A 26,539-nucleotide genomic window follows, 5' to 3' on the forward strand; every position below is an offset into this window, starting at 1 on the left:
CGCTACCGCACCCCGGACGGAGTCCGATCAGACTCCGCCACCGTACGGAGCGCCGACGGTGTACAGCAGCGCGGCAAAGGCCCCGAGGGCCAGCACGACACGCCCCGTAGCCACGAGTACGGGGCCATGACCTTCAACTACGCCGGTACCTGGCCGCCATCGTGTGGAACGCCTTCTTCGGTTCCCAGCGGGTCTCGTCGAGCATCCGGACGACACCGTAGGAGCCGAGGTCCCGCTCCCCGGGTCTGCTGTAGCCGGCGAAGGTGAACCAGAACGCCGTGTCCACGCCTTCCTCCTCGAAGACGTCCAGCAGCTCGGTGAGGTGGCGCACCTGCTCCTCCTCGTCCGGTACGGCACCGTCCGGCACCTGCCAGGCCATGCCGCCCCGCTCTCCCGCACCCCGGTAGGCGCAGGTTCCGAACTCGGTCACCGCGACGGGCTTTCCGTGGGCGAGGTGCCCGCGCAGCTCGTCGCGGTAGCTGTCTGCGTTGTAGGCGGCCCGGTAGGCGTCGACGCCCACGAGGTCGAACGGGCCCCAGTCGACGGACTCCCAGGGAGCGGAGGCGTACGTGACCTGCCCGCCGAAGTGCGTACGGACCTCCACGGCGACCTGGGCGAGGAAGCCGTTCAGGCGCTCCTGCACCGGACCGAGCGAGGACCACCACTCCATGTCGGCGTCGGCCATGGCCCGCAGCCGGTCGGCGTACGTATCGCCCGGGAGGAAGCCGCCGCAGAACGCGCTGATCTCGCAGCCGGCGACGAACACCACATCGGCCCCTGTCTCGCGCACGGCCTCGGCCCGGCGGGCGCAGTCGGCGAAGAACGGGAGCAGCCGGTCGGCGGGAAGTTCGACGGGAAAGGGCGCGAACCAGACCTCCAGACCGGCGTCCGCGGCGTGCCGGGCGGCGGTGCTCAGCCGTTCGGGCTCCCGCCCGGAGACGCGGACGGCGTCACAGTGGAGATCCCCGGAGATCACCGCCATGTCGTGCCGGACCGTCTCAGAGGTGAAGACCTTGCGGGAGAGCTGATCGCCGGGGAGGAACCCGGTGTCGTAGTTGATGCCCCGTGCGCGCACGTCGGTGTCCCTTCGCATGACCGCTGCCGTGTCACGGCAAGTCAAGGCCACGTGGGGGCACTTGGCCAGGGTGGGGAGGAAGACGGGGGCCGCCCCTGTGGGAAATGGGCTCGCGAGGCCGGCGGGACGACTGGCAAGGTGCCGCGCATGGCACCCCGTTATCAGATCCGCGCCGACTACGACGCCGACACGATCGTCGTCTACCAGGCGTACGCGCCCGCCATCGCCGACGCGGCGCTTCGGGCGGGCCGCTTCGTCCAGCCGTTCTCGTTCCACCGGATGACGTGGATCAAGCCGTCGTTCATGTGGCTGATGCACCGCAGCAACTGGGCCCGCAAGGCCGGCCAGGAGCGGGTGCTCGCCGTGCGTATGACCCGCCAGGGCTGGGAGGAGGCCCTCACACAGGCCGAGCTCACGACCTCGGACCCGGCGGCCGTGGCCCGGGCGACCGTGCACGTCCAATGGGACCCGGAACGCTCGCCGCGCGGGGCGGCCCTCAACCACTACAGCATCCAGGTCGGGATCGGCCGCCATCTCGTTCGCACGTTCACCGACGACTGGGTCGTCGGCCTCACGGACCTCACCCCACAGGTCCGCAAGGCCGCCTTCCTGATACAGGCCGGCCAGGCCGCGAAAGCCCAGCGGCTGATCCCGGCGGAGCGTCCCTACCCGCTGCCCCGGGCGCTGGAGGACCGACTCGCCTCAGGTGGCTGAACGCCGTGGAATCGGGCCGGATCGGCGACCGCATCCCGGGCACCAGCCAGCTGGCCAGGAGCAACGGCGCCGAGGACAGCGTCGTCGAGAAGCTGCAGTCGTCCGGGTCCAAGCGCTACGACGGCCCGGATGACGTACAGAAGGCCGTCTTCGGCGACGGAGGCAAGTCCTAGCCGCCGCCGGACCAGCCACACGGACGTGGAGAGGCCCGGTACGCCCCAGCAGGGCGTACCGGGCCTCTCCGTGTGTCCGCCGGACGTGGCCTCAGCCGCTCCGGAGTTCCTCCGCGGTCACCTCGTGGGCGCCGGCGGTGGTGGCGGCCCCGGTGCCGGCCTCCTCGCCCATGCCGGGGGCGACGGCTCCGCGGTCGTCCAGACCGAGCGCCACCTTCGTCCAGCCGGCCTCCCGGCGGTCGAAGGCGCGGTACGCGTCGATGGCGTCCGCCGCTCCCGACCAGCGGGTGATCAGCGGCGTGGGGTCGAGCGTGCCGGAGCCGACCAGGGAGACGAGACGGGGCAGGTAGCGCCGGTGGTTGCAGTTGCCCGTCTTCAGCGTGAGGTTCTTCATGAACGCCTCGCCGAACGGGTAGTGCTGCACCTGCGGCGGATAGACTCCGACCGTGCCGACGGTCCCAGCCTTGGCCGCCATCTGGACCGACCAGCGGGCCGCGAGGGTCGGCGCGTCGCCGGCCACCCAGGTGTCACCGTCCGGATTCCGTTCCGGCGCGGCCTCGTCGCGTTCGTGGTCGAACTGCCGTTCCTGGTCGCGCAGCGCCTCGGCGGCAGGGCCCTGCGACGGACGCTGCGCGTCCACGCCGACGGCGTCGATGACGCGGTCCACGCCGATGCCGCCGGTGAGTTCGCGTACCGCTTCGACCGGCTCCTCGGCGTTGAAGTCGACGGTCTCCGCGTGCTGGCGCCTGGCGAGACCCAGCCGGTCGGCGACGCCGTCGACGACGATGATCCGGCCGGCGCCCCGGAGCCGCGCGCACGCGACGGCCGCCTGGCCCACGGGTCCCGCGCCGACGATCGCGACGGTGTCCCCGTCCCCGACCTCGGCGAGCTCGGCGCCGAACCAGGCCGTCGGGTAGATGTCGGACAGCAGGATGGCCTGGCCGTCGTCGACGGTGTCGGGCAGCGGCACGAGCCCCACGTGGGCGAAGGGCACGCGGGCGTATTCCGCCTGCAGCCCGTCCAGGCCTCCCGCCGCCTCGGGGCCGCCGAAGAACACGGTGCCGGCGTGCGGGCCGCCGGGATTCGCCGTGTCGCACTGCGCGTAGTAGCCGGCGCGGCAGTAGCTGCACGTGCCGCAGGCCACCGTCGACGGGACGACCACGCGGTCGCCCGCCTGGAGGTTCCGTACGCCGGACCCCACCTCCTCGACGACCCCCACCGCCTCGTGACCGAGGATCCGGCCCTCCCGCAGGCCGGGCATCGTGCCGCGGACGAAGTGGATGTCGGTGCCGCATATCGCGGAGGTGGTGATGCGGACGATCGCGTCGTACCGGTCCTGGATCTTCGGCTCCGGCACCTCGTCGAGACGTATGTCGCCGATGCCGTGCCACACAACCGCTTTCATGCCCGGGTCAGCCTCCCATGCGGGAACCGAGCAGCCGCTTGCCCAGTTCCGCGCCCTTGCGGCTGTCGGCCTGGGCCTTGCGGAAGAGCTCGGCGACCTCGGAGTCGTTCTCGCGTTCGGCGTCCTGGATGTACGTCTCCAGCCGCAGGGCGTTGGCCAGGCAGCTCTCGACGTACCAGATGAGGTTGTAGTCCTTGTCCTTCGTGCCGGTGATGCCACCGGTCTCGGTGTCGTTGGTGCCGCTGGTCATGGTGACTCCCTCTCCGATGCGGGTTCGGGTCGTGATGTGTCGTCGGTGCGCCGGTACCCGATGACCCCGCCGGTATGCGGGCTCCCGACAGCGCCCTGGAGGCATCGGGCCGCGACCTGTCGACCGAACGACACCGACGATTACCTGGAGTGACGGCACCCCGCGGTCGTGGGCACGCTCGGTCGCCTCAGCCCGGCCGCGGCGGAGTCGGGAAGAACCCGAAGACCGCAGGACCGAGTTCGAGCCGGTTCACCCGTGGCCTACGGTGCCGACGGAGGTCCCCAGCCGAGTTCCGAGTACGCGGTTCCGGCGACGATTCCCTCGATCGCGGCGCGGGTGTACGCGACCGTCGGCTCCGGCAGACCGTCCAGCGGCCACCAGCCCCAGGCCGTGCACTTGTCGACTTCGCGGATCCGCGGTTCTCCCGACCAGCGGGACGCCGCGAAGAACAACTGGATCCTCGGATCGGCGTCCGGGCGGTGGAGCACGTGGACGGTGTGGACCAGCGTGAGGTCGGCCGGGGCGATGACCAGGCCGGCCTCTTCGTACGCCTCCCTGACCAGGCACGACCGCACGCTCTCCCGTTCCACGTGACCGGCCAGGGCATGCCAGTGACCGCCCGCGAACGCCGAGTCCGGGTGCCTCAGCCCGAGGAGGGTGAGGCCGTCGCGCTCCAGGAACAGATGCGCGCCGATCAGGTTCTTCACGGCCCCCGCTCCCGCTCCCGCCCCCGTCTTCGTCCGACCCTGCGCCGCGCGTTCCACGATGTTCCCCTCGCTGATGTGCGGACCGTCGGCGGGTGCGGACGTGTACGCGGTGGACGTTCCGGTGGTGTGCCTCAGGCGTCCGCGAGGAGCGGGTCGTACAGGGTGCTCGTGCGACGGGCGGACATGAAGGACAGGAAGTCGCTCACGAAGGCGCTCCGGCCGTAGGTTCCGTCGACGGTGGTGAGGTCGCGGTGGAACGCGGTGCGGAAGAGGGCCCGGTGCTCGTCCGCGTCGATGGTCCCGTTGCCGTCCTTGTCGGTCACGTCGAAGAGCACCTCGGCGACACGGATGAGCGCAGGACCGGCGAGGGACGGGACGGCGGCGGCGTACTCGGCGGCGCTGACGCGGCCGTCCCCGTCCGTGTCGAGGGCGGCCTGGAGTTCGCGCCACCAGGCGGCGAAGGCGTCGTAGAGCCGGGTCTCCTCGGGTTCGTCGAGGTCGAGACGGGTGGAGAGTTCCCGGGCCATGGCGGCGAGGTCCGGCCAGTCGAGATGGCCGTCGCCGGTCTGGTCCAGCACCTGCCGGAAGAACTCCTCCGCCGAGCGCCGGACCTGCCCGGCAGCCGCCGAGGGCTCCGCGTCCGTAGCGGGGACCGGACCGGGGTCGGGGTCGCCGCCCAGCGGGCCGAGGAGGCGCAGCAGGGCTGACGCGCGCTTGACACGGCTCTGCAGGGCGGCCATGGTCCGGGCGCGGGGGTCGTCGCTCCCGGGGGAGAGCGAGAGGAGCTCGATGACGCTCTCGGCGTTGAGCCAGCCCTCGGGCAGGAAGCGTCCGAGCCCGGCGGCGACGTAGACGCCCTGCATGAGCGTCCGGGTGCCGGGCATCTCCGGCAGTCCGGCCCTGCGACGGTACGGCTCGGGGAGCGAGGCGACGGTGATCGCGCCGAGGAGCGGTCCGGCGACGGCCCGGCCGACCGCCCACAGTGTGGGCGCGCCGTCGAACAGCGCCGGGGCGGGCAGGTGGTCGAAGAGGCGGAAGAGAATGACCCGGGCCGCCTCGGTGTTCTCCAGTTCGTTCTCGACGACCCGGTCGAAGTACCGCCAGAAGTCGTGGAGCTCTTCGGGGAGAGCGCCCGCGTCACCGTCGAGGGCCGCCAGGAACGCCCGGTACTCGGCGTACATGCGCTCCATCGTGTCCTGCGAGAGCGGCTGGCCGCTCAGCCGGCACATGGTGACGCCGCTTTCGAAGAGGGTGGCGACCACCCAGGCGCGGGTCGCGCGGTCCCTCGCGTCGTACGCGCGGCCGCGGGCGTCCGAGCCGCTCATCCGGGTGTGCAGCCGGTTGAGCCGGGCCGCCTCCCGTTCGCGTACCGCAGGGTCGGCGTCGAACATGCGCCGCATGCTGAGGAAGGTGTTGCGGAGCCGGCGCCAGGGGTGCGCGACGAAGGTGGAGTTGTCGACGAGAGCGGCACCGATCTGCGGGTGGGCCGCCTCCAGCACGGTCGCGCGGATCATGGCGAGGGCCCAGCGCGGGTCGTCGAAGAGCGCCCGGAACTGCGTGTCCGGCCCGAACAGGGCGTGCCCGTCGCCCGGTCCCGTGGCGTCCGGGCGAGGGGCGCCGCTCGCTCCGGTCGCGTCGTTCGGTGCGGTCGGTGCCGTCGTCATCGTGGGTCTCCGTTCGGCTGCGCGGGCAGGCCGCCGAAACGGCGGTCCCGGCGCTGGTAGGCGTGCAGACAGGCAAGGAAGTCGGGGGCGCGGAAATCCGGCCAGAGCACCTCGGGGAAGACCCATTCGGCATAGGCGACCTTCCAGAGCATGAAGTTGGAGATGCGGTGCTCACCGGAGGTGCGGATGACGAGGTCCACGTCGGGGGTGTCGGGGAACGGCAGGTGCTCGGCGAACACCCGCTCGGTCAGCTCGTCGGCGGACGTTCCGCTGCGGATCAGGGACCGGGCGGCCTCGACGATGTCTCGGCGCCCGCCGTGGTCGAACGCGATGGTCAGCGTCATCCTCCGGTTGTCGTCGGTCAGGGTCGTCAGGTCGTCGAAGTCCTGGATCAGTTCACGGGGGATGCGGGGGTCGGCGGCCCCGAGGAAGCGGCAGCGGATGCCGCGGGCGAGAAGCAGCGGGGCGTGCTTCCGTACGACCCGGCGGACCAGACGCATGAGGTAGTCGACCTCGACGCCGGGCCGGTTCCAGTTCTCGGTCGAGAACGCGTACAGGCTGAGCCACTCCACGCCGGCGGACCGGGCCGCCTCGATGATGTCGATGACCGTGGTCTCGGCGGCCCTGTGGCCCTCCGTGCGCGGCAGGGAACGCCGCTCCGCCCAGCGGCCGTTGCCGTCCATCACGCACGCCACGTGCCGGGGGACCGCACGCGCTGCCCCGCCGTCCTCCCGTCGCCCGTGCAGGACGTCGTGGTCCGCCACGCCCGACCCGAACCCACCCGCCGCACGACCGGCCCCGTCACGCTCGGCCACGCCCACCCCGCCCCCCCGCCCCCGCCCATGCCGACGGGGCTGCGCCTGCCGAGATCCTGGCAGCACCGGGACGGCCCGGAGGCCCGGAACGATCACCGTCACCCTTGGCGCGTACGTCCGAGCCTTCCGGCGCGCGTATGGGTCCGAGCCTTCCGGCGCGCGGACTTCTCAGCCGATGGGCGCGTACAGCACGCCCAGTTTGTCGATCTCGGCGCCCGACCTGCCGGTGAAGCCGACGATGTGCAGGCCGGCGGGTGCGGTGAAGGTCCGGGTGTCCGAGGTCGCCGTACCGGCGGAGAGGGAGCGCCCCCGGTCGGTCGTGAAGGCCGCGGAGAAGACCCGCGTGCGGCCGTCCTTCTGGCCCTGCGTCAGTCGCACCGAGGTGAGGTGCTCACCGGAGGCGAGAGTCAGGGACGTCGCCGTGCCGCCCGTGCCGCCGTGCGTCAAGGTCGTACCGCCGTCGTGCGACAGCGACACCGCGTCCAGGCGGGAGCCGCCCCGCAGGGTCAGCGTGCGCGGGGACACCGTGGCCGGCAGGTCGTCCGCGTCGTTGAAGGCGGTGCCGTGCGGGCCGCCGGCCTCTGGGACAGCCTCCTCGCGGAGGGCAAGCCCTGGTGGATCACCGCCAACTCCGACTCCCACAACGTCTACGCGGACACCGCCGTGCGCGGCCCCGGCGGCGATTTCGCCGTCGACGGCAGGCACGCGGACCCGGTCTACGCGGGAAGCCCGATCTTGCGGAGGGCGACTACTGGCCCGGTTACTACAGCCGCACCCACGTCTGCGCCGACGGCTTCGGCTACGCCGCCGTCATGGACGGCATCCGTGCGGGCCGCATCCGGGTGGACCACGGGCAGCTGATCAGCGGTATCGACGTCCGCGTGGCCGGGTGAAGTCGTACGAGGTGAACAAGACGTCCGGCACGGTCCGCCTCACCTACGCCCTCGGCCGCGTCGACCACCCGGTCTACGTCCGGCTGCGCGGCAACCGACGGCAACCGCACCGCCGTCGGTCCGATGGGTGCCGCGGTCGACCCGGCGGGCCCGGCCATCGACGTGGTCGGCGACGCCGACCCGTGGCGCGACCCGTGGTTCTACTCGAACCCGGTATGGGTGCTGCCGTCATGACACGGTACGTCCTGACGGTGGACGCGGGAGTCCGGGAGCTGCGCGCGGCCGACCATCCGCTCCACGCACTGGCAGCCGAAATCGACTTGCCAGAAGCCGTGTTGGGCTGCACGCACCTGGTGCGCGGGGAGCGGCCGCGGGTCGTGGTGTCACTGGGCCTGCCCTCCGCCCCGCTTCTCGGCACCGTCGGGGAGCGGCTCGCCGCACGCGGCCACCAGGTGACGCCTGGCACCCCCGACGCGATGGGCCGCGCGGTGCTGTACCCCGGCGCGGCCGCCCTCACGGGCACGCTCACGGTCACCGACGTCCTCTCGCGGTCGGCGATCGACCGCGTGACCGTACTCGGAAGTCCGGATCCGCCGCCGCCGGGCACGCGCCTGGTGACGAACGGGCACGTACGGCCTCAGCTGACGGTCGAAGGCGAACTCGTCCTCGCCGCCATGCCCGCCGCCGGCGGAGTCCTGGTGCCCTTCGAGATGCCGGACCCGACCCCGTGCTGCGCGGACCACTGAACACGAGGTCACCGGGCAGGAGGCGCCGAAGTGGAGCCGGGATCAACCCGGCTCCACTCCGTGCTTGCGGGTGTGTCACTGGAACTGTGCGAAGAACCTCCAGATCTCTCCCTTGGTCCAGGTGGCGACGCCGCTCTCGGCGGGGGAGCCGTCGACCGGACCGGGTATGTGGCCCCCGTCGAACGCCGCCCATTGGACCGGGTACCCGGCACGGCAGCCGGAGTACGTGGTGGTGATGTGTGTCCGGCTGCCCGGCGCGGGCTCGCGCGGGCTCTGGGCCGCGCAGCCGTTGTTGCCGGCGAATCGGTCGCGCAGGGACCGTCCTTGCGCGATGGTGAGGACGGAGTCGCCGATGCCGTGGATTCCGAAGTAGGCGATGGGCTGGGTGCCGCCGCTGCACCCGCTGATCTGGCCACCGGAGATGACCGCCACAGCCCTGAACACGTTCGCCCTGCTGCAGGCGAGTGCGTAGCTCATGCCGCCGCCCCAGCTGAAGCCCGTGGCGAAACGCTGTGCCGTGTCGACACAGAGTCCGCCCTCGATGCGCCGGATCATGTCGTCGACGAAGGTGACGTCCTCACCGCCGGCATTGGCCCAGCCGTTGCCGAGGCCTTGGGGCGCGACGAGGATGGCGCTGTTGTTCGACTGTTCCTGTTGGCCGTAGTACGACCGTGCGTTCCCGCTGGTTCCGCCCGAGGCGACTTCGCCGGCGGTTCCGCCCCGCCAGTGGAACGCGAAGATCAGCCGGTAGCGACGGGCGTTGTCATAGTCGGCGGGGACCCTGAGGATGAAGCTGCGGCTCTTGCCGCCGCTCTGGATCGTGTGGGTGCCACTCGCCAGAGTCGGGGCGCTGCCGCACGCGCCGCCACCGGCCGGCAGTTTGATCATCTGCCATTGCTGGTTGGCGCCGCCCCAGTCGGTGTACTGGACGACATCGCCGCCGTCGGCGGTGGAGCCGCCCTGTGTCTCCACGGCCTTGCCGCTGTTGCGGTTGACCAGCCGGACGTGGCCGGCGTCGGAGTCGGCCAGGCGGAACTGCTGGTGGGCGCCGTTGACGTCGGTCCACTGCGCGATCGCGGCACCGTCGGCGGTGGAGGCGCCGGCCACGTCGAGGACCTTGCCCGAATGCCTGGCCTTGAGGCGATAGAAGCCGCCGCCGGAGTCCACGAACTGCCACTGCTGGTTGGCTCCGTCGTTGCGCGTCCACTGGCTGACCCGCGCGCCGTCGGCGGTGGACGCGCCGTAGACGTCCAGCGCCTTGCCGCTGTTGCGGTTGACCAGGACGTACGAGGCGCTGGTGTCCACCGTCGCCGCCTCGGCGGGTGCCGGCTTCGCCACGACGAGCGTGCCGATCGTGAGAGTCGCCGCCACCACGACGGCGATCCGGGACCACCAGCGATGTCCTTGCCGAGGGGAGAGGGAAGCCGCGGCGTAGGTCTTCATCGGTGCACCCTTTCGCTGGTGGCGGGTCAGGTGCGGGTCCAGTGCTGGTTGCTGCCGTTCCAGCAGGAGTAGAGCTGGATCAGGGTGCCGTTGGCGGTGCCGTTCGCGGCGGCGTCGAGGCAGAGGCCCGACTGGACGCCGACGATGGATCCGTCGGAGTTGAGGCGCCACTTCTGGTTGTCGCCGCCCCAGCAGCTGTAGATCTGGACCTTGGCGCCGTTGCCGGTGCCGGCGGCGTCCAGGCACTTGTCGCCGTAGACCCTGAGCTCACCTGCGGCGGTGTAGGTCCACTGCTGGTTGGTGCGGCTGTTGCAGTCCCAGAGCTGGAGCTGGGTGCCGTCGGTGGTGCTGGAGTTGGGCACGTCCAGGCAGCGGCCCGATGCGACGCCCTTGATCTGTCCGGAACCGGCCGGGGGAGTGGGGGTCGGGGTCGGGGTGGGCGTCGTGGAGCCGGCGTTGAGCGCGTTGAGGACGGAGGTGTAGGCGGGCTTCTTGCTTCCGTCGCCGTTGAACAGCAGCGGCGTGTGCTCCGCTCGCCAGGAGTCCGTGTCACGCACGCCCCACACCGTGATGCCGAGGCAGCGCGGGACGGCCAGGCAGTCGTTGGTCACGTTGGCGTAGGTCGTGCCCGAGGCGCCCTGGATGTCGAGTTCGGTGATGGCCACGTCGACGCCGAGGGCCGCGAAGCTCTGCAGGGTGGTGCGGAAGTTGCTGTTGTACGGGCTGTCGTTGTTGAAGTGCGACTGGAAGCCGACGCAGTCGATGGGCACGCCGCGCTGCTTGAAGTCCCGGACCATGGCGTACATGGCCTGGGTCTTGGCCCAGGTCCAGTTCTCGACGTTGTAGTCGTTGTAGCAGAGCTTGGCGGCGGGGTCGGCGGCGCGTGCGGTGCGGAAGGCGACCTCGATCCAGTCGTTGCCGCTGCGCTGCAGGTTGGAGTCGCGTCGGGCTCCCGACGAGCCGTCGGCGAAGGCCTCGTTCACGACGTCCCACTGGGCGATCTTGCCCTTGTAGTGGGTCATCACGCCGGTGATGTGGTTGTTCATCGCCTGGCGCAGCGCGCTGCCGCTGAGGTTCTGCATCCATCCGGGCTGCTGGGAGTGCCAGGCCAGGGTGTGGCCACGCACCTGCTTGCCGTTCTGCACCGCCCAGTTGTAGACGCGGTCGGCGGCGGTGAAGTTGAACTGGCCCTGTTGGGGTTCGGTGGCGTCGATCTTCATCTCGTTCTCGGCGGTGACCGAGTTGAACTCGCGGTTCGCGATCGTCGTGTACGTCGAGTCGTTGAGCCGGCCCGAGGCGATGGCGGTGCCGAAGTAACGGCCGCTCTGCGCCGCCGCCTTGCCGAGCGTGCTCTCGGCGGCGTGCGAGGTCAGCGGCGCCACCAGCACGGCGGCCGAACCGAGGACGCCGACGGTCAGCGCCGCGAACAGGCCGCCGATCTTGCGGCCTGCGATGGATGGGGGACTGGAATTCGAGCGCATGATTGAGCCTCCAGGACGGAAATCGCGGAAGGAATTGAGCGCGGCGGAATGAATTCGCGTGAGCGACGCCCGCGTCCCTGGTCAAAGGACGCGTACTACCGGGTCGTTACGGTCGGAGGACCGCACCCGGCACTGCGGGGCAGAGGGGGCTACGCCGCCTCGGGACTCAGTGTGGAAACCTGGCAGAAACATGTCAAGAGTTTCGAAAGAATTTCGATGCCGGAAACCTCTGGGCAGGTCTGTAGCAGCTCCAGGGAGCAGGGGAGCCATCGAAAGTCTTTCGATGGAGTGAGCGCGTGACGTCCCTCGGTGTCGGCCCCATTCGCATGCGGACAAACGGAGAGAAAGGCGCGTCGGGTGCGCATGGCAGTGCCGACGAAACGGCCTGGCTCCGAACGGGGCCTGCTCGGAAGAGAGCGCGCCGAAACCGCGTATTTCTTCGGCGTGTGCTTCTGCTAGGAGCGGGGCGGGGCGGTGGAGTGTCGGACCTTGAGTTCGGTCGAGAGCTCCATCCGAGGGCTGACCAGAGGCTGGTCCTCCAGAAGCTGGAACAGGGTGCGGGCGGCCAGCCGGCCCATCTCCTCCAGCGGCTGGCGCACCGTCGTCAACGGCGGTGACAGCCAATCGCACATCGGCAGGTCGTCGAAGCCGACGACGCTGAGGTCCTGCGGGATTCTCAGCCCCTTCTGCCGGGCGGCTTCGTAGACGCCCATCGCCTGCTGGTCGCTGCCGGCGAAGATGGCCGTCGGCGGGTCGGGCAGAGCGAGCAGCTCCCTGGCGCCCTGGAACCCGCCCTCGTGCTGGAAGTCGCCGTACCGGATCAGGTCCCGGTCGACCTCGATCCCGGCCCGCTCCAGGGCCGCCCGGTATCCGTCGATGCGGGCCTGACTGCAGAGCATCTCCTTGCGCCCGCCGATCGTGGCGATCCGTCGGTGCCCCAGCTCCAGCAGGTGCTCGGTGGCGGCGAGGCCGCCCGCCCAGTTGGTCGCGCCGATGCTCGGCACGCCGTTGCCCGGCAGGTCGATCGGGTCGATGACGACCAGCGCCACCCCGGCCCGTTCGACCTGGGCGCGCTGGGCGTGGGTGACCGAGGTGGTGACGAGGATGACGCCGTCGCTGTGGTGCAGGACCGGCAGTGCGGCCCAGCTCGACGGTGTGGCCTCGCCCGGCGGGACGAGCGACACGACGGTGCCGACGCTCCGCCGGGCGCACTCGGCCTCGACGCCGCGCAGGATCTCCACCGCCCACGCGCTGTCCAGGCCGCCGATGATCAGATCGACGAGGCCCGACCTGCGCGCTCTGCCCTGCCGGCCCGGCTGGAGGTAGTTGTGCGACCGCAGCAGGCCCTCGATCCGTTCGCGTGTCGAGGGTGCGACATCGGAGCGGCCGTTGATCACCTTGGACACGGTGGCCTGCGAGACCCCTGCCTCCGCGGCGATGACGGCCAGGGTCGGACGCTGCTGGCTCAACTTCACTCCTCCGTGCGGACGCCGACGGGCGACAGGTATCGCAAACTTTCGAAGAGTTTCTGGGCGGCATGAGTGCTTGTCAAGACGGCGAACAGCCGCTGGTTTTAGTTAAATCGGCGACAGGTCTTGACCGAGAAGCCCCGCGTTCCTAGTTTGTGGCAGCACAGAATTCGAGAGTATTTCGAAATGTTTTCGGGCGTGAACCGGCATTCCCCAACCCGGAGGTCCCATGGCCAGCAACCCCCCGAGCCGCCGACGCTTCCTGGCGCTCTCGGGCTTGACCGCACTGTCCGTCTCCATGGCTGCGGCCTGCGGCGTTGACGATTCCGGCGGCAAGCCGGGGGCCGATGGCAAGGTGACGTTCGCGTGGTGGAACATCGCCACGACGGAGCCTGGCAAGTCCCTCTTCCCCGAGATCTCGGCCGCGTTCATGTCCGACCACCCGAACATCGCCATCAAAACGACCTCGTTGGAGAACGAGGCGTTCAAGTCCAAACTGACCGCCACCACCTCTTCGGGCAAACTCCCGGACGTCTTCCAGACCTGGGGCGGCGGCGTGCTGCAGCAGCAGGTCGACGCGGGCCTCGTCGAGGACCTCACCGACGTGTTCGACTGGTCGTCCGACCTCACCCCGGTCTCGCTGCAGGCCTATCAGTTCGGGGGCCGGACGTACGGGGTGCCGTATGACATCGGCATGGTCGGCTTCTGGTACAACAAGAAGCTCTTCGCCAAGGCCGGGATCACGGCCCCGCCGGCCACCTGGGCCGAGCTTCTCGAAGACGTCAGGAAGCTCAAGGCGGCCGGCGTCACCCCGATCGCCCTCGCGGGCAAGGAGAAATGGCCGGCCCACTACTACTGGGCCTACCTCGCGATGCGCGTCGCGGGTCTCCCCGCGCTGCAACAGGCGGCTACCACCAAGGACTTCACCGGCGCCGGCTTCGTCCAGGCGGGCGTCCATCTCAAGGAGCTGGTCGACCTCCAGCCGTTCCAGACGGCCTTCCTCGGCGCCGGCTACGCCACCCCCGGCGGCCAGGCCGCGACCATGGGCAACGGCAAGGCGGCCATGGAGCTGATGGGGCAGTGGGGCCCTTCGGTGCAGAAGGACGCGGGCGCCGACCTCGGAGCGGACCTGGGCTTCTTCCCCTTCCCGACGGTGGACGGCGGTGTCGGCCGGGCCACCGAGGTGTTCGGCGGCGGCGGTGGCTTCGCCCTGCGCAAGGGTGCCCCGAAGGAGGCGCTGGACTTCCTGAAGTTCCTCGTCCTGGAGAACGAGTCCAAGCTGCTGGCCTCCAACGGCTACCTGCCGGTGGTCAAGGGCGCGGAGAGTCAACTCACCGATGCCAACAGGAAGGTGGTGGCCGACAGCCTGGTCAGGGCGACGGGCTTCCAGCTCTTCCTCGACCAGGCCTATCCGCCGGCCGTCGGCCAGGAGGTCAACGACAGTGTCGCCGACCTCATCGCGGGCAAGAAGACGCCCGAGCAGGTCACCGAGTCGATCACCGAGGCTGCGAAGGGTGCCTAGCTCCGTGTCCACCAGGACCGAGGAGCGGACGGAGGACGCGGCGCCTGTGCCGGTGCACCCGCCCGTCCAGGCCCGGTCGCTCCTGCGCAGGTGGGGAAGCTGGGCGTCGGTCGCCTGGTTCCTGGTCCCGGCTCTGGTCCTCTTCCTCGTCTTCGTCCTCGCCCCGATCGTCGTCGCCGTCTACACCGGCTTCTTCAAGTGGGGCGGGATCGGCCCCATGGACGACTTCGTCGGCTTCGCGAACTACACCAAGCTCTTCGACGACCAGGTCTTCCTCGGCGATCTGGGGCGCGGGCTGTACCTGATCGTCCTGTCGGTCACGGTGCAGCTGCCGTTCGCGCTGTTCACCGCGGTCCTGCTCAACCAGCGACTGCGCGGCCGGGCCGTCTACCGGATGCTGTTCTTCGCGCCGTACATCCTGTCCGAGGTCGTCACGGCGGTCCTCTTCACGATGATCTTCCTGCCCGGCGACGGCATGGCCGACCATCTTGTCGGCCTCCTCGGCCTCGAGGGGCTGCAGGGCAGGTGGTTCGCCGATCCCTCGACGGTCATGCCGACCCTGTTCGTGGTCATGGTCTGGAAGTACTTCGGCTTCCACATGATGCTCTTCCTCGCCGGGCTGCAGGGCATCCCGGGCGAGATCCTCGAGGCCGCCTCCATCGACGGCGCCGGCGCCTGGCAGCGCTTCCGGCACGTGACGCTGCCGCTGCTCGGTCCGACGATCCGGATCAGCGTCTTCCTTTCGGTCATCGGGTCCATCCAGCTCTTCGACCTCGTCTGGGTCATGACCGCGGGCGGACCCAACCACTCCTCGGAGACGATGGCGATCTCGATGTTCCAGTTCGGGTTCAAGCGGTACCAGGTCGGCTACGCCAGCGCGATCAGCGTGGTGCTGTTCATGATCAGCCTGGTCTTCTCCCTCTTCTACCAGCGTTACGTGCTCCGCCGTGATCTGAGCGGGGCCGTCACCACGGGAGGCGGCCGATGAGCGCCCGGGGGACCGCGCGCGGCCTGTCGCTGCACGCCGTGATCTGGCTGATCGGCGCGTTCGTCGTCGTGCCGCTGATCTACGCGGTGATCTCCGGGTTCAAGAGCACCGGCGAGCTGACGACCAACCCGTTCGGCCTGCCGAAGCGGTGGCAGACGGGCAACTACGCCGGCATCCTCGGTGACGGCATGTTCTGGCGGCAGATCGCCAACAGCGCGGGCATCGCGATCGGCACGACCTTCTGCACGGTGGCGGTCGCCGCGATGGCGGCGTTCGTCCTGGCCCGATACGCCTTCCGTGGCCGTGAGTTGTTCTACACCCTGTTCACCATCGGGTTGATGTTCCCGTTCGCGGTGGCCGTCCTGCCGCTGTTCCTCATGCTGCGCAACTTCGACCTGCTCGACAACCCTCTCGGGGTGATCCTTCCGCAGGCGGCCTTCGGGCTCCCGATGACGATCATCATCCTGCGCGGCTTCTTCCGGACGATCCCGGCGGAGATCGAGGAGGCGGCCATCGTGGACGGCTGCGGCAAATTCCGCTTCTTCTGGAAGATCCTGCTGCCGATGGCGCGTCCCGCGCTCGGCACGGTCTCGGTCCTGGCGATCGTCACGAGCTGGAACAACTTCTTCCTGCCGCTGCTCGTGTTCAACGACCCCAAATGGCAGACGATCCCGGTCGGCGTCCAGCAGTTCCAGGGCCAGTACTCGACCGACTACGCGCTCGTCCTGGCCTACATCGTGCTCGCCATGGTCCCCGCCCTCGCCTTCTACGCCGTCGCCGAACGGCAGTTGATCGGCGGCCTCACCGCCGGCGCCACCAAGGGCTGACCCCTTCCGAGCGAACTCCACCCCCGAGGAGACCTTGTGAAACGCCTGACCGCGCTCACACTCGCACTGATGTTCGCATTACCGGCCCAGGCCGTGTCCGCTCCCGCCCGATCCGGCATCGACTTCCACGCCGAACTCCAGCCCATCGACGGATTCGGCTTCTCGATGGCCTTCCAGCGGGCCGACCTGCTCCACGGCGCGCGCGGCCTCAGCCCGGCCAAACGACGCGAGGTGCTCGACCTGCTGCTCAGCAAGGACAAGGGAGCGGGCCTCTCGATCCTGCGCCTGGGCATCGGCTCGTCGACCGACAAGGTCTACGACCACATGCCGACCATCCTGCCGGTCGATCCCGGCGGGCCGGACGCCCCGCCGAAGTACGTCTGGGACGGCTGGGACGGCGGCCAGGTCTGGCTCGCCAAGGAGGCCAAGGCCTACGGCGTCGAACGATTCTTCGCCGACGCCTGGAGCGCCCCCGCCTTCATGAAGACCAACGGCAGCGAGAACGACGGCGGCGAGCTGCTGCCCGCATGGCGTCAGGCCTACGCGAACTACCTCGTCCAGTACGCGAAGTTCTACCAGCGCGAAGGCATCAGGATCACCGACCTGGGATTCACCAACGAACCCGACTGGACGGCCACCTACGCCTCGATGCGGTTCACCCCGCGGCAGGCCGTCGACTTCCTCAAGGTGCTCGCGCCGACCGTGCGCGCATCCGGGCTCAGGACCGGCCTGGTCTGCTGCGACGCCGCGGGCTGGGACCGGCAGGTCACCTACACCGAGGCCATCGAGGCGGACCCCGTGGCCGGCAGGGCCGTCCGGACCATCACCGGACACCGCTACAGCGGTCCGACCGACGTCACGCAGCCGACCGACAAGCGCGTGTGGATGTCGGAATGGTCACCGGACGGCACCACCTGGAACGAGAGCTGGGACGACGGCAGCGGCTACGACGGCTTCACCGTCGCTGCCGACATCCAGAACACCCTGACCGTCGGCAACGCCAACGCCTACGTCTACTGGACCGGCGCGTCCCTCGGCGCGACCCGCGGGCTCATCCAGCTCGCCAACCCCGGAGACGACTACCGCGTGTCCAAGCGGTACTGGGCACTGGCCGCCTTCAGCCGGTTCATCCGTCCCGAAGCCGTCCGTGTACCGGTCACGAACGCCGACCCCGCACTGAAGATCACGGCCTTCCGCAACACCGACGGCAGCCGCGTGATCCAGATCCTCAACACCGCGACCAACGAACGCTCCGCCGACTTCTCCCTCCGCGGCGGTCACGACCGGCACCCCGACGGCTACGTCACCGACGAGACCCGCTCGATCACCCCGGCCGACGTCGTCTCCACGCGCGGCTCGACCCTCACGGCGGAACTCGCCCCCCGCGCGCTGACCACGATCGTCCTCGACTAGCCCATCCGGCAACCATCAGAGGAGTCCCTCATGTTCCTGTCCCGGAACCTGATCGCCCTGTCCGCCGCCATCTGTCTCGGGGCCGGCCTCGCCGCCGCGCCCGCGGCCGCCGAGCCCCGACCCAGAACGCTCGGCGAGCTGGCCAAGAAGCACCACAAGTACTTCGGCTCCGCCACCGACAACCCCGAGTTCACCGACGCCGCCTACCTGAAGCTGCTCGGCAGCGAGTTCGGACAGACCACCCCCGGCAACGCCATGAAGTGGTACGCCACCGAGCCCGAGCGCGGCGTCTTCGACTTCACCGCCGCCGACGAGGTCATGGCCTTCGCGAAGGACCACCACCAGAAGGTCCGCGGCCACACCCTCGTCTGGCACAGCCAGCTCCCCGCCTGGCTCACCGAGGGCACCTGGACCGCCGACGAGCTGCGCGCCATCCTCAAGAACCACATCCAGACCGTGGCCCGGCACTACAAGGGCCAGGTGATCCACTGGGACGTCGTCAACGAGGCCTTCAACGAGGACGGCACCTACCGCGAGTCGCTCTTCTACAAGACGCTCGGCCCCGGCTACATCGCCGACGCCCTGCGCTGGGCCCACGAGGCGGACCCGCACGCCAAGCTCTACCTCAACGACTACAACGTCGACTGGATCGGTCCCAAGAGCGACGCGTACTACACCCTGATCAAGCAACTTAGGGCCGACGGCGTCCCGGTGGAGGGCTTCGGCATCCAGGGCCATCTGGCACTCCAGTACGGCTACCCCGCCGACGTCCAGCAGAACATGCAGCGCTTCGCCGACCTCGGGGTGGAGGTCGCGGTCACCGAACTCGACATCCGGATGAACCTCCCCGCGACTCCCGAGAAGCTCGCCACCCAGGCCACCTGGTACGCCGACTACGTCAAGGCCTGCCTGGCGGTCGAGAAGTGCGTCGGCGTCACCATCTGGGACTACACGGACAAGTACTCGTGGATCCCCTCCGTCTTCCCCGGTGAGGGCGCGGCGCTGCCCTTCGACGAGAACCTGCTGCCCAAGCCCGCCTACCACTCGATCAGGAAGGTGCTGGGCGGATGATACGCACGGCGATCGTAGGGACGGGCGGGATCGCCGGCATCTGCCACGTTCCCGCTCTCCGGGCGCAGGCGCACCGCGCCGTGATCGTGGCAGCCGTCGACGTGGACGCGGCGCGCGCCGAGTCTTTCGCGACCGAACACGGCGTCCCCGCCGTCTACACCGACCTGCACACCATGCTCTACGAGCAGAGGCCCGACCTCGTACACCTGTGCACACCGCCGTTCCTGCACGCCGAACAGGCCGTCGCCTGCCTGGAGTCGGGGGCGTGGGTGTGGTGCGAGAAGCCGGTGGCCCTGTCGCTGGCCGAACTCGACCGGATCCATGCCGCCGAGGGGCACGCCGTCGCGGGCGCGGTGTTCCAGCACAGGTACGGCTCGGGGGCCCGGTACCTGCGCGGCCTGGTCGCGGCCGGCACGCTGGGCCGACCACTGGTCGCGCAGTGCGTCACCGCGTGGTACCGCGACGACGCCTACTACGACGTGCCGTGGCGCGGCACCTGGGAGAGCGAGGGCGGCGGCCCGACGCTGGGTCACGGCATCCACCAGATGGACCTGATGCTCGCCGTGCTCGGCGAATGGGCCGAGGTGCGCGCGATGGCCGGCCGCCTCGAGCGCGACGTCCGGACCGAGGACGTGTCCGCGGCTCTGGTCCGGTTCGAGAACGGAGCCATCGCGACGGTCGTCAACAGCGTCCTCTCCCCACGCGAGGAGAGCTACCTGCGGTTCGACCTCACCGACGCCACGGTCGAGCTGCGGCACCTGTACGGCTACTCCAACGCGGACTGGACGGTCACAGCCAGGTCGCCCGGCGTGACGTGGGAGCCGCCGGACGACCTGCCCAGCTCGCACACCGCCCAGCTCGCGGACTTCCTGGACGGCTACGAGGCGGGGATCCGGCCCGACCTCGGCAGGTCCACCATGGAACTGGTCACCGCCCTGTACAAGGCCGCGATCACCGGCCTGCCGGTCAGGCGCGGGGAGATCGACGCGGCCGACCCGTTCTACGGCTCACTCAACGGGGGACGCCCGGAGGTGTTCCGATGACGTTCGAACTCCTCGACAACGAGGACGCGCTGACCGTCCGGACCCGCGGCGTCGACCTCTTCCGGTACGTCCACCGGCCGGTCATGGACCCCTTCGAGGCGCCGAAGCCCTACCTGCATCCGGTGCGCACGCTCGCCGGCGACGTCGTCACCGGATACCGGCCGCACGACCACCGCTGGCACAAGGGCGTCCAGATCACGGCGTCGTGGCTGTCGGGGCAGAACTTCTGGGGCGGCGGCACCTACCTGCGCGGCCGGGGCTACGTCGACCTGCCGAACCTCGGCACGATGCGCAGCCTCACCCTGTCCGCCGGGACGGGCCACGGCCGCGCCGTGATCACCGAGGAGCTGGCCTGGCACACGATGGCGGGGGAGCACTGGATCGACGAGCGCCGCACGCTGACCGCGTGCGACGTCGAAACCGACTCCTGGACCCTTGAGGTCACCACCGCGCTGACCAACGTCCGCGACATCGGCCTCGTGTTCGGCAGCCCGGGGACACAGGGCAGAGAGCTCGCCGGATACTCCGGTCTGTTCTGGCGCGGCCCGCGCGACTTCACCGGCGGCGAGGTGATCGGCCCCGCGATGGGGGAGAAGGGCGACTGGCTGGCGTTCGTCGGCAGGCACGACGAGGTCGACCGATCCTCCACGCTCCTGTTCCTGGACGATCCGGACGCCCCCTGCCACTGGTTCGTCCGCAGCGAGCCCATCCCCGCCGTCAACCCCTCTCTGGCGTTCGACACCGAACTGCCGCTGGCACCGGGCGACACCCTGTCGCGCCGCTACCGGATCGTCGTGGCCGACGGCGCGTGGACCCCCGGGCGCCTGTCCCGCCACGTCGCGGAGCACCCGTGGTGACCCCGTTCCCCGGCGGCGTCGGGATCTCCGGGCTGACCGTGTACGACTGGGAGGCCGCCGACGGACTGTGTGGCGGCACACCCCACATGCACCTCGTCTGCTCCGAGGCCTACGTCGTCATCGGCGGCGCCGGGAGCGTCCAGACCCTCACCACCTCCGGTTTCGCCGACACCCCGCTGCACCCGGGCGACGTCGTCTGGTTCACCCCCGGCACCATCCACCGCCTCGTCAACGCCGGTGGTCTGCGTCTCGTGGTGCTCATGCAGAACAGCGGACTCCCCGAGGCGGGCGACGCCGTCTTCACCTTCCCCGCCCCCGTCCTCGCCGATCCGCCCGCCTACCGGAAGGCGGCCGCCCTGACCGGCGACCACTCCGCGGCGGCGCGCCGCCGCCGCGACCTGGCGCTGAAAGGTTTCCTCGCCCTGCGCGAAGGCGGGCTGCGGGAGTTCCACACCGCGGCCGCCCGCCTGAAGAGCGAGCTCCTGGACGCCTGGCGGATCCGCTGGCGTGACGGCCCGCTGGCCGCGGCCGTCGCGACCGGCCGTCAACTGGAACGGCTGAAAGCCGGAGACCTCTCGCACCTCGACCACGGCGAAGTGGCACGCCTGGCACGTCCGGAGCACCAGGTCTTCGGCATGTGCGGCCGCCTGCACACCTATCCCCTCCCCGACCCGCCGGCGCGTCCGCTAGCCGGCCCGCCGGGGTCACCCCACCCCCACCCCCCGAAGGAGCTCTTCTGATGTCGTCACGCCATCCGTTCTCGAACCACCTCAGAGGCCTGATCGCCGTCCTCGCCCCCTTACTGCTCCTGGCCACCTTCTTCACCGCCCAGCCCGCGGGCGCGGCGCCCGTCATCGACACCAACGCCTCGTACGTCCTGGTCAACCGCAACAGCGGCAAGGCCCTGGACGTCTACAACCTCGCGACCGGCGACGGCGCCCGCATCACCCAGTGGTCCAGGAACGACCAGAACCAGCAGCAGTGGCAGTTCGTCGACTCCGGCGGCGGCTACTACCGCCTCAAGTCCCGCCACTCCGGCAAGGTGCTGGACGTTCAGGGCGGGTCGACCGCCAACGGCGCCGCGATCGTCCAGTGGGCCGACGCGAACGGCACCAACCAGCAGTGGCGCCTCGCCGACAGCCCCGACGGTCACGTGAGGCTCATCGCGCGCCACAGCGGCAAGGCCCTCGAAGTCCAGGGCGGCTCCACCGCCGACAACGCGAACATCGTCCAGTACGACGACTGGGGCGGCACCAACCAGCAGTGGCAGCTCGTCAAGGTCGGCGCCGGCACCCCCGGCACGTGCGCCCTCCCGTCGACGTACCGCTGGACCTCCACGGGGGCGCTGGCGCAGCCCAAGGCGGGCTGGGCCTCCCTCAAGGACTTCACCGTCGCCCCGTACAACGGCAAGCACCTCGTCTACGCGACGACCCACGGCGCCGCGGGAACGGGAGCGGGCTGGGGCTCGATGAACTTCAGCCTGTTCGGCAACTGGTCGGAGATGGCCTCGGCCGGCCAGAACACCATGTCGAACTCCGTCGTCGCGCCCACGCTCTTCTACTTCGCGCCGAAGAACATCTGGGTGCTCGCCTACCAGTGGGGCGGCGGGAGCGCCTTCTCCTACCGGACGTCGAGCGACCCCACCAACCCCAACGGCTGGTCGGCACAGCAGGTGCTCTTCTCCGGAAGCATCACCGGCTCCACGACGGGCCCCATCGACCAGACGCTCATCGCCGACGGCACGAACATGTACCTGTTCTTCGCCGGTGACAACGGCAAGATCTACCGGGCCAGTATGCCGATCGGGAACTTCCCCGGCAGTTTCGGCTCGACCTACACGACGATCATGAGCGACACGACGAACAACCTGTTCGAAGCCCCGCAGGTCTACAAGCTCCAGGGCCAGGACCGCTACCTCATGATCGTCGAGGCGATCGGGTCGCAGGGCCGGTACTTCCGCTCGTTCACGTCCACCAGCCTGAACGGCTCGTGGACGCCCCAGGCCGCCACCGAGAGCAACCCCTTCGCGGGCAAGGCCAACAGCGGCGCCACCTGGACCAACGACATCAGCCACGGTGAACTGATCCGCACCAGCGCCGATCAGACCTTCACCGTCGATCCCTGCAACCTGCAGTTCCTCTATCAGGGACGCGACCCCAACTCCGGCGGCGAGTACGGTCACTGGCCCTACAGGCCGGGTCTGCTGACGTCGCAGCGCTGACGACCTGAAACGGGCCGGCTCCGGAGGGGAGCCGGCGGGCGGGCTCGGCGAAAGGCCGAGCCCGCCCTCGTCATGCCCTCAGCGCATTGCCGTCAACACCCGCTGCGCGCACGGGAGATGAGGGGAGGGCGTACTGCGCAGACCGTTGACACACGCCTCGCGACGTCATTACGGTCACGCCACGATTTCGAACGTGTGACGAAATATCGAACGTTCTACGTCAAGGAGCCCCATCGACATGACCATCGACAGGCGTACGGTGATGGCGGCGGGCGCCGCCGGAGTGGCGGCAGCGGCCGCGGGAACGGCCCCGGCGTTCGCCGCGGGCGGCACGGAGCGACCGGCCGGAAGGCCGGCGAAGGAACTGTTCGGAACCCTGCCCGACGGCACACGCGTCCACCGCTGGACGGTGGCCGCGGGAGGCACCCGGCTGAGCGTGCTGTCGTACGGAGGCATCGTCCAGACCCTCGAAATCCCCGACCGGCGCGGGCGGTACGCGAACGTGTCGCTCGGCTTCGACAACCTCGAGGACTACGTGGCGGACAGCCCGTACTTCGGAGCGATCATCGGCCGCTACGGCAACCGCATCGCGCGCGGCGCCTTCACCCTGGACGGCAGTACGTACCAGCTCCCCGTCAACGACGACCCGAACAGCCTCCACGGCGGGGACAAGGGCTTCGACAAGCGGGTGTGGGACGTCACGCCGTACGCGCAAGGACCGGACACCGGCCTCACCCTGCGCTACGTCAGCGCGGACGGCGAGATGGGCTACCCCGGCACCCTGCGCATCCGGGTCGACTACGTCCTCACGCCCCGCGGCGACTTCCGCATCGACTACGAGGCCACGACCGACAGAGCCACCGTCGTGAACCTCACCAACCACACGTACTTCAACCTCGCGGGAGAGGGCGGCGGCAGCATCCTCGACCACACCCTGAGGATCGCCGCGTCGCGCTACACCCCCGTCGACGCCACCCTCATCCCGACCGGCGAACTCGCCAAGGTCGCCCACACCCCCTTCGACTTCCGCAGCGGCAAGCCCATCGGCCGGGACATCCGCGACGCGCACCCGCAGGTCCTCTTCGGCCGTGGCTACGACCACAACTTCGCGCTCGACAAGGGACTCACCGAGGTTCCGCAGCATGTCGCGACCGTGACGGAACCCGTCCACGGCCGAGTGATGAAGATCGCGACCACCGAACCCGGCGTGCAGTTCTACAGCGGCAACTTCCTCGACGCCACGCTGGCGGGCACCTCCGGGAAGGTCTACCGCCAGGGTGACGGCTTCTGCCTGGAGACCCAGCACTTCCCCGACTCGCCCAACCAGCCGAACTTCCCGTCGACGGTGCTCCGCCCCGGCCAGACCTACCGCTCGACGACCGTGCACTCCTTCGCCGCCCGCTGACACGGAAGCGACGCGAGCCCGGATCGATCGGAGGCCGCTCCCCCCGCCGGGGGCTCCGTCACGGTTCGGGCCGCTCGGGCGACGCGGCCGACCCGCGTCGTGACAGCCCGAGCCGTACCGCTCCGACCATGACCTTGGCGATCAGGCCCACGAGAAGGAGGTCGAACACCATCTGAACGGTGGTCAGCACCCGCGCCGTCTGCGAGACGGGCACGATGTCGCCGAAACCGACGGTCGCGAACACGGTCACCGAGAAGTACAGGGCATCGACGCGGCTGAGCGGTTCGGAGAAGGTGTGGGGCCCCTGCTCGTGGGCGTACAGGAAGTACGTCGCCGAGAACAGCAGCAGAAAGAGCGGGACGGCCGTGGTCAGCGCTTCGACGGCCCGCAGCCGCGGGTAGGGCGAAGCGACGACGGCGACCGTCTGCAGCGCGAGGAGCACGCCGATCCCCAGCAGGCCCAGGGCGAGCACCCAGGCGGTGTGCTGGTCGAGATCACGGTCGAGGGGGAGCAGGAAGTACAGGGCGGTGGTCGCCGCCACCACGGCGGCGGAGCGCAGGAGCGGAAGGAGGAAACGCAGACGGCGCCGGTGGCGTCGCCGCCACCGCGTCCCACCCTCCGGTGGCGTGTCGCTCATGAGGGCAGCGGTTCCTCCGGCCGGCCGGGCTCGCGTGCCATAGGGGTCTCCTGCGGGGCGCTTCGGGTGACGTCGAGCGGCGGAGCACCCGCCGTCAGTCCAGCTAAGGCGCTCCTCCCCGCTCCCGCGACCGGAGCGACGCCCCGGTCCCTCCTTCGGCGGAGTGGGGCAGTACACCCCCTAGGGGGTGTACTGCCCGCCGATGCCCTGGTGGTCGGCCTGTTGCGCGATGCCTCGGCGGGCCGGGTCGGGGAACGCCCGCTCGACCGACTCCCGCAGCAGGGCCAGCTGCGTACGTACGGACGGGTGCTGTCCGGCCGGCAGGGCCTCCAGCAGCCCGTCCAGCATCGCGTGGAGCCTTCGGCAGATCTGCACGGACGAACTGCCGTAGTCGCGGATCTCGCAGACGGCGAGCTGGAGGTAGTTGTCCCAGTCCCGCCCCGGAAGTACGAGCCGGGCGGTCCCGCTCCGATCCGCCAGGACGTAGCGACCGGGAAGGCGGACGCTGCCGACCAGGTGCAAGAACCGTTCGATGTAGTTGATCACCTGCACCGCGGTGGTGGGGTCGTTCACCGCGGGGGACAGGGCCCTGATGGCGATGTCCACGAGGACTCTCAGCGCGAAGGCGGGGTCCTGCTCGATGGTGCGCTCCGCCCCCAGGGCGACGAGACCGGTCACCCGTTCCGGGTCGGGTCTCGACGTGCCCCCGTGGACCTCCACCAGCACCGCGCCGGGCGGCAGGAAGTCACCGACCAGCCGGGTCAGGACGAGGACGCAGTCGTGGCGGGCCGCCTCCGCGAGGAGACCCGGCACGTCGAAGGCCTGGACGGCCCCGCCATGTTCGGTACGGATGCGCATCACCGGACCGTCGGACGGCACGGCTCGGTCGCCACGGGGGGCGGCGCCCCGGATCATCTCAACCCCGGAGGTGAAGACGCCCTCTCCCATGCGTGTGACCAGCTCGGCGATGGCCACGGGGCGGAGGCTGTGGGTGAAGCGGTTGAGGTAGATGAGCAGGAGCACGAGGCTCACGGCCACCGCCATCCCGGCCAGGGTGACCCCGAGGTCGGGCACGGAGTCGGACTCGATGCTGCGCAGCAGTGAGAAGGCGAACGCGAAGGTGCCGGTGAAGGTCGCCAGAACCGCCTTCTGCAGCCGGTCCCGGTACCACAGGCGCATGTAGCGGGGGGAGAGCGTTCCCGTGGCCTGCTGCACGACCAGGACGCCGATGGTGACGACGAAGCCGAGCAGGGCGACCATCGCCCCCACGATGGCGGTGAGGACGTCGCTCGCCGTCGTCGCGGAGTAGTGCCAGCCGCTCGGCGGCCGGTCCGCGCGGTCGGCGGCCAGGGCCAGCTCGGCGAGAAGAGCCCCCAGGACGAGACCGAGCATCGGCACGATCCACAGGCTCGCCTTGACGTACTGCCGCAGCTTGAACCGGGCCGCCCACGACGTCGGGACACCCATGTCAGGCCCCCTTCGCCTGGAGGAGCCGGGTGCTCTGCGGGCACACGGAACGGCTCGGAACGGCTCGGAACGGCCGTCATCCCACGGTAGGGGGGCCGCGGGACCCGCGCAGCGGCGGCTAACCGGGGGGCTCTCTCGTGCGACCGTCCCGCGACGGTCCCGACAGGACGGAAAGGACCCGTCGGCCTAAGCTGATCGGGCCGCCGGTCCGCCGTGCGACGGGGGCGCCGTGTGGTCGACCGGGGCTGAAAGG

General features: G+C 70.1%; 24 protein-coding genes and 2 pseudogenes. 14 read left to right on the forward strand and 12 right to left on the reverse strand.

Translation table 11 applies throughout. The annotated features are described in order from the left end of the window. Nucleotides 1-133: 133 nt before the first annotated feature. Nucleotides 134-1,075 (reverse strand): hypothetical protein, encoded by a 942-nt coding sequence (locus tag ACIA8N_RS27085; RefSeq protein WP_365786795.1) that lies wholly within the window; start codon nucleotides 1,073-1,075, stop codon nucleotides 134-136. A gap of 147 nt (nucleotides 1,076-1,222) precedes the next feature. Here ACIA8N_RS27085 and ACIA8N_RS27090 point away from each other — a divergent pair, with 147 nt between their 5' ends. Both ACIA8N_RS27090 and ACIA8N_RS27095 read left to right on the forward strand, forming a co-directional pair. Continuing rightward, on the forward strand, nucleotides 1,223-1,789 hold the full coding sequence (locus ACIA8N_RS27090; RefSeq protein ID WP_365786750.1) for a DUF4291 domain-containing protein: 567 nt from the start codon (nucleotides 1,223-1,225) through the stop codon (nucleotides 1,787-1,789). 5 nt (nucleotides 1,790-1,794) lie between these two features. Beyond that, nucleotides 1,795-1,962 (forward strand): hypothetical protein, encoded by a 168-nt coding sequence (locus ACIA8N_RS27095; RefSeq protein ID WP_365786752.1) that lies wholly within the window; start codon nucleotides 1,795-1,797, stop codon nucleotides 1,960-1,962. 91 nt (nucleotides 1,963-2,053) lie between these two features. Here the strand turns inward: ACIA8N_RS27095 and ACIA8N_RS27100 are convergent, their stop codons facing one another. The 6 genes and pseudogenes from ACIA8N_RS27100 to ACIA8N_RS27125 form a co-directional block, all read right to left on the reverse strand. Next, complete coding sequence (locus ACIA8N_RS27100; RefSeq protein WP_365786754.1) at nucleotides 2,054-3,367, reverse strand: zinc-dependent alcohol dehydrogenase; 1,314 nt, start codon at nucleotides 3,365-3,367, stop codon at nucleotides 2,054-2,056. 7 nt (nucleotides 3,368-3,374) lie between these two features. Continuing rightward, nucleotides 3,375-3,617: a hypothetical protein gene (locus ACIA8N_RS27105; RefSeq protein ID WP_365786757.1), complete on the reverse strand. Its 243-nt coding sequence runs from the start codon at nucleotides 3,615-3,617 to the stop codon at nucleotides 3,375-3,377. A gap of 260 nt (nucleotides 3,618-3,877) precedes the next feature. Then, nucleotides 3,878-4,324, reverse strand: a complete 447-nt coding sequence (locus ACIA8N_RS27110) for an NUDIX domain-containing protein (RefSeq protein WP_365786759.1) — start codon at nucleotides 4,322-4,324, stop codon at nucleotides 3,878-3,880. Between the two features lie 131 nt (nucleotides 4,325-4,455). Then, nucleotides 4,456-5,988, reverse strand: a complete 1,533-nt coding sequence (locus ACIA8N_RS27115) for an oxygenase MpaB family protein (protein ID WP_365786761.1) — start codon at nucleotides 5,986-5,988, stop codon at nucleotides 4,456-4,458. After that, nucleotides 5,985-6,752 carry a polyprenyl diphosphate synthase gene (gene uppS / locus ACIA8N_RS27120; RefSeq protein WP_365786763.1) on the reverse strand — a complete coding sequence of 256 codons (768 nt, stop codon included), beginning with the start codon at nucleotides 6,750-6,752 and terminating at the stop codon, nucleotides 5,985-5,987. The genes ACIA8N_RS27115 and uppS overlap by 4 nt, the downstream gene beginning before the upstream one ends. 219 nt (nucleotides 6,753-6,971) lie before the next feature. Continuing rightward, nucleotides 6,972-7,379, reverse strand: a pseudogene (locus ACIA8N_RS27125) (jacalin-like lectin); the annotation flags it as partial. Here ACIA8N_RS27125 and ACIA8N_RS27130 point away from each other — a divergent pair. Together ACIA8N_RS27130 and ACIA8N_RS27135 are read left to right on the forward strand one after the other, a co-directional pair. Further along, nucleotides 7,380-7,930 (forward strand): annotated as a pseudogene (locus ACIA8N_RS27130) (histidinol-phosphatase); the annotation flags it as partial. Beyond that, nucleotides 7,927-8,442, forward strand: a complete 516-nt coding sequence (locus tag ACIA8N_RS27135; RefSeq protein WP_365786765.1) for a hypothetical protein — start codon at nucleotides 7,927-7,929, stop codon at nucleotides 8,440-8,442. The pseudogene ACIA8N_RS27130 and the gene ACIA8N_RS27135, both read left to right, overlap by 4 nt. Before the next feature lie 75 nt (nucleotides 8,443-8,517). Here ACIA8N_RS27135 and ACIA8N_RS27140 read toward each other — a convergent pair whose 3' ends face one another. The 3 genes from ACIA8N_RS27140 to ACIA8N_RS27150 all read right to left on the reverse strand — a co-directional run bounded on the left by ACIA8N_RS27140 (nucleotide 8,518) and on the right by ACIA8N_RS27150 (nucleotide 12,835). Continuing rightward, nucleotides 8,518-9,885: an RICIN domain-containing protein gene (locus ACIA8N_RS27140; RefSeq protein ID WP_365786767.1), complete on the reverse strand. Its 1,368-nt coding sequence runs from the start codon at nucleotides 9,883-9,885 to the stop codon at nucleotides 8,518-8,520. Between the two features lie 26 nt (nucleotides 9,886-9,911). Continuing rightward, nucleotides 9,912-11,366, reverse strand: coding sequence for an endo-1,4-beta-xylanase (locus ACIA8N_RS27145; protein ID WP_365786769.1), 1,455 nt, complete (start codon nucleotides 11,364-11,366; stop codon nucleotides 9,912-9,914). 455 nt (nucleotides 11,367-11,821) lie between these two features. After that, complete coding sequence (locus ACIA8N_RS27150) at nucleotides 11,822-12,835, reverse strand: LacI family DNA-binding transcriptional regulator (RefSeq protein WP_365786771.1); 1,014 nt, start codon at nucleotides 12,833-12,835, stop codon at nucleotides 11,822-11,824. A gap of 229 nt (nucleotides 12,836-13,064) precedes the next feature. On the opposite strand from ACIA8N_RS27150, the gene ACIA8N_RS27155 reads away from it, so the two are divergent. From ACIA8N_RS27155 to ACIA8N_RS27200, 10 genes are all read left to right on the forward strand, one after another. Continuing rightward, nucleotides 13,065-14,357, forward strand: a complete 1,293-nt coding sequence (locus tag ACIA8N_RS27155; RefSeq protein ID WP_365786773.1) for an extracellular solute-binding protein — start codon at nucleotides 13,065-13,067, stop codon at nucleotides 14,355-14,357. After that, complete coding sequence (locus ACIA8N_RS27160; RefSeq protein WP_399416804.1) at nucleotides 14,350-15,345, forward strand: carbohydrate ABC transporter permease; 996 nt, start codon at nucleotides 14,350-14,352, stop codon at nucleotides 15,343-15,345. The genes ACIA8N_RS27155 and ACIA8N_RS27160 overlap by 8 nt, the downstream gene beginning before the upstream one ends. Beyond that, nucleotides 15,342-16,172: a carbohydrate ABC transporter permease gene (locus ACIA8N_RS27165; RefSeq protein ID WP_365786776.1), complete on the forward strand. Its 831-nt coding sequence runs from the start codon at nucleotides 15,342-15,344 to the stop codon at nucleotides 16,170-16,172. Before ACIA8N_RS27160 ends, ACIA8N_RS27165 begins: the two co-directional genes overlap by 4 nt. Nucleotides 16,173-16,241: 69 nt before the next feature. Further along, the gene (locus ACIA8N_RS27170; RefSeq protein ID WP_365786779.1) at nucleotides 16,242-17,585 is read left to right on the forward strand and encodes a glycoside hydrolase; all 1,344 of its coding nucleotides are present in this window, start codon (nucleotides 16,242-16,244) and stop codon (nucleotides 17,583-17,585) included. A 30-nt stretch (nucleotides 17,586-17,615) separates the two neighbouring features. Then, the gene (locus ACIA8N_RS27175; RefSeq protein WP_365786781.1) at nucleotides 17,616-18,656 is read left to right on the forward strand and encodes an endo-1,4-beta-xylanase; all 1,041 of its coding nucleotides are present in this window, start codon (nucleotides 17,616-17,618) and stop codon (nucleotides 18,654-18,656) included. Continuing rightward, a complete protein-coding gene (locus tag ACIA8N_RS27180) occupies nucleotides 18,653-19,699 on the forward strand; it encodes a Gfo/Idh/MocA family oxidoreductase (protein ID WP_365786783.1) in 1,047 nt (348 codons plus the stop codon). Before ACIA8N_RS27175 ends, ACIA8N_RS27180 begins: the two co-directional genes overlap by 4 nt. After that, the gene (locus tag ACIA8N_RS27185) at nucleotides 19,696-20,556 is read left to right on the forward strand and encodes a PmoA family protein (protein WP_365786785.1); all 861 of its coding nucleotides are present in this window, start codon (nucleotides 19,696-19,698) and stop codon (nucleotides 20,554-20,556) included. The genes ACIA8N_RS27180 and ACIA8N_RS27185 overlap by 4 nt, the downstream gene beginning before the upstream one ends. Beyond that, on the forward strand, nucleotides 20,553-21,296 hold the full coding sequence (locus tag ACIA8N_RS27190; protein ID WP_365786798.1) for a cupin domain-containing protein: 744 nt from the start codon (nucleotides 20,553-20,555) through the stop codon (nucleotides 21,294-21,296). The genes ACIA8N_RS27185 and ACIA8N_RS27190 overlap by 4 nt, the downstream gene beginning before the upstream one ends. Then, nucleotides 21,296-22,777, forward strand: a complete 1,482-nt coding sequence (locus ACIA8N_RS27195; RefSeq protein WP_365786787.1) for a non-reducing end alpha-L-arabinofuranosidase family hydrolase — start codon at nucleotides 21,296-21,298, stop codon at nucleotides 22,775-22,777. The genes ACIA8N_RS27190 and ACIA8N_RS27195 overlap by 1 nt, the downstream gene beginning before the upstream one ends. 238 nt (nucleotides 22,778-23,015) lie before the next feature. Next, nucleotides 23,016-24,182 (forward strand): aldose epimerase family protein, encoded by a 1,167-nt coding sequence (locus ACIA8N_RS27200; RefSeq protein WP_365786789.1) that lies wholly within the window; start codon nucleotides 23,016-23,018, stop codon nucleotides 24,180-24,182. A gap of 58 nt (nucleotides 24,183-24,240) precedes the next feature. Here the strand turns inward: ACIA8N_RS27200 and ACIA8N_RS27205 are convergent, their stop codons facing one another. Next, nucleotides 24,241-24,819, reverse strand: coding sequence for a potassium channel family protein (locus tag ACIA8N_RS27205; RefSeq protein ID WP_365786791.1), 579 nt, complete (start codon nucleotides 24,817-24,819; stop codon nucleotides 24,241-24,243). Nucleotides 24,820-24,999: 180 nt separating this feature from the next. Then, nucleotides 25,000-26,286 (reverse strand): DUF2254 domain-containing protein, encoded by a 1,287-nt coding sequence (locus ACIA8N_RS27210; RefSeq protein WP_365784033.1) that lies wholly within the window; start codon nucleotides 26,284-26,286, stop codon nucleotides 25,000-25,002. Nucleotides 26,287-26,539: the final 253 nt, after the last annotated feature.

It is taken from the genome of Streptomyces sp. NPDC051822, assembly GCF_044452745.1.
GTDB lineage: Bacteria > Actinomycetota > Actinomycetes > Streptomycetales > Streptomycetaceae > Streptomyces.

Coding starts and splice junctions, on each gene's coding strand:
- ACIA8N_RS27210 (WP_365784033.1), bottom strand. CDS start 26,286: ATGGGTGTCCCGACGTCGTGGGCGGCCCGGTTCAAGCTGCGGCAGTAC.
- ACIA8N_RS27175 (WP_365786781.1), top strand. CDS start 17,616: ATGTTCCTGTCCCGGAACCTGATCGCCCTGTCCGCCGCCATCTGTCTC.
- ACIA8N_RS27135 (WP_365786765.1), top strand. CDS start 7,927: ATGACACGGTACGTCCTGACGGTGGACGCGGGAGTCCGGGAGCTGCGC.
- ACIA8N_RS27090 (WP_365786750.1), top strand. CDS start 1,223: ATGGCACCCCGTTATCAGATCCGCGCCGACTACGACGCCGACACGATC.
- ACIA8N_RS27115 (WP_365786761.1), bottom strand. CDS start 5,988: ATGACGACGGCACCGACCGCACCGAACGACGCGACCGGAGCGAGCGGC.
- ACIA8N_RS27105 (WP_365786757.1), bottom strand. CDS start 3,617: ATGACCAGCGGCACCAACGACACCGAGACCGGTGGCATCACCGGCACG.
- ACIA8N_RS27185 (WP_365786785.1), top strand. CDS start 19,696: ATGACGTTCGAACTCCTCGACAACGAGGACGCGCTGACCGTCCGGACC.
- ACIA8N_RS27145 (WP_365786769.1), bottom strand. CDS start 11,366: ATGCGCTCGAATTCCAGTCCCCCATCCATCGCAGGCCGCAAGATCGGC.
- ACIA8N_RS27205 (WP_365786791.1), bottom strand. CDS start 24,819: ATGAGCGACACGCCACCGGAGGGTGGGACGCGGTGGCGGCGACGCCAC.
- ACIA8N_RS27100 (WP_365786754.1), bottom strand. CDS start 3,367: ATGAAAGCGGTTGTGTGGCACGGCATCGGCGACATACGTCTCGACGAG.
- ACIA8N_RS27195 (WP_365786787.1), top strand. CDS start 21,296: ATGTCGTCACGCCATCCGTTCTCGAACCACCTCAGAGGCCTGATCGCC.
- ACIA8N_RS27140 (WP_365786767.1), bottom strand. CDS start 9,885: ATGAAGACCTACGCCGCGGCTTCCCTCTCCCCTCGGCAAGGACATCGC.
- ACIA8N_RS27170 (WP_365786779.1), top strand. CDS start 16,242: ATGTTCGCATTACCGGCCCAGGCCGTGTCCGCTCCCGCCCGATCCGGC.
- ACIA8N_RS27155 (WP_365786773.1), top strand. CDS start 13,065: ATGGCCAGCAACCCCCCGAGCCGCCGACGCTTCCTGGCGCTCTCGGGC.
- ACIA8N_RS27200 (WP_365786789.1), top strand. CDS start 23,016: ATGACCATCGACAGGCGTACGGTGATGGCGGCGGGCGCCGCCGGAGTG.
- ACIA8N_RS27165 (WP_365786776.1), top strand. CDS start 15,342: ATGAGCGCCCGGGGGACCGCGCGCGGCCTGTCGCTGCACGCCGTGATC.
- ACIA8N_RS27180 (WP_365786783.1), top strand. CDS start 18,653: ATGATACGCACGGCGATCGTAGGGACGGGCGGGATCGCCGGCATCTGC.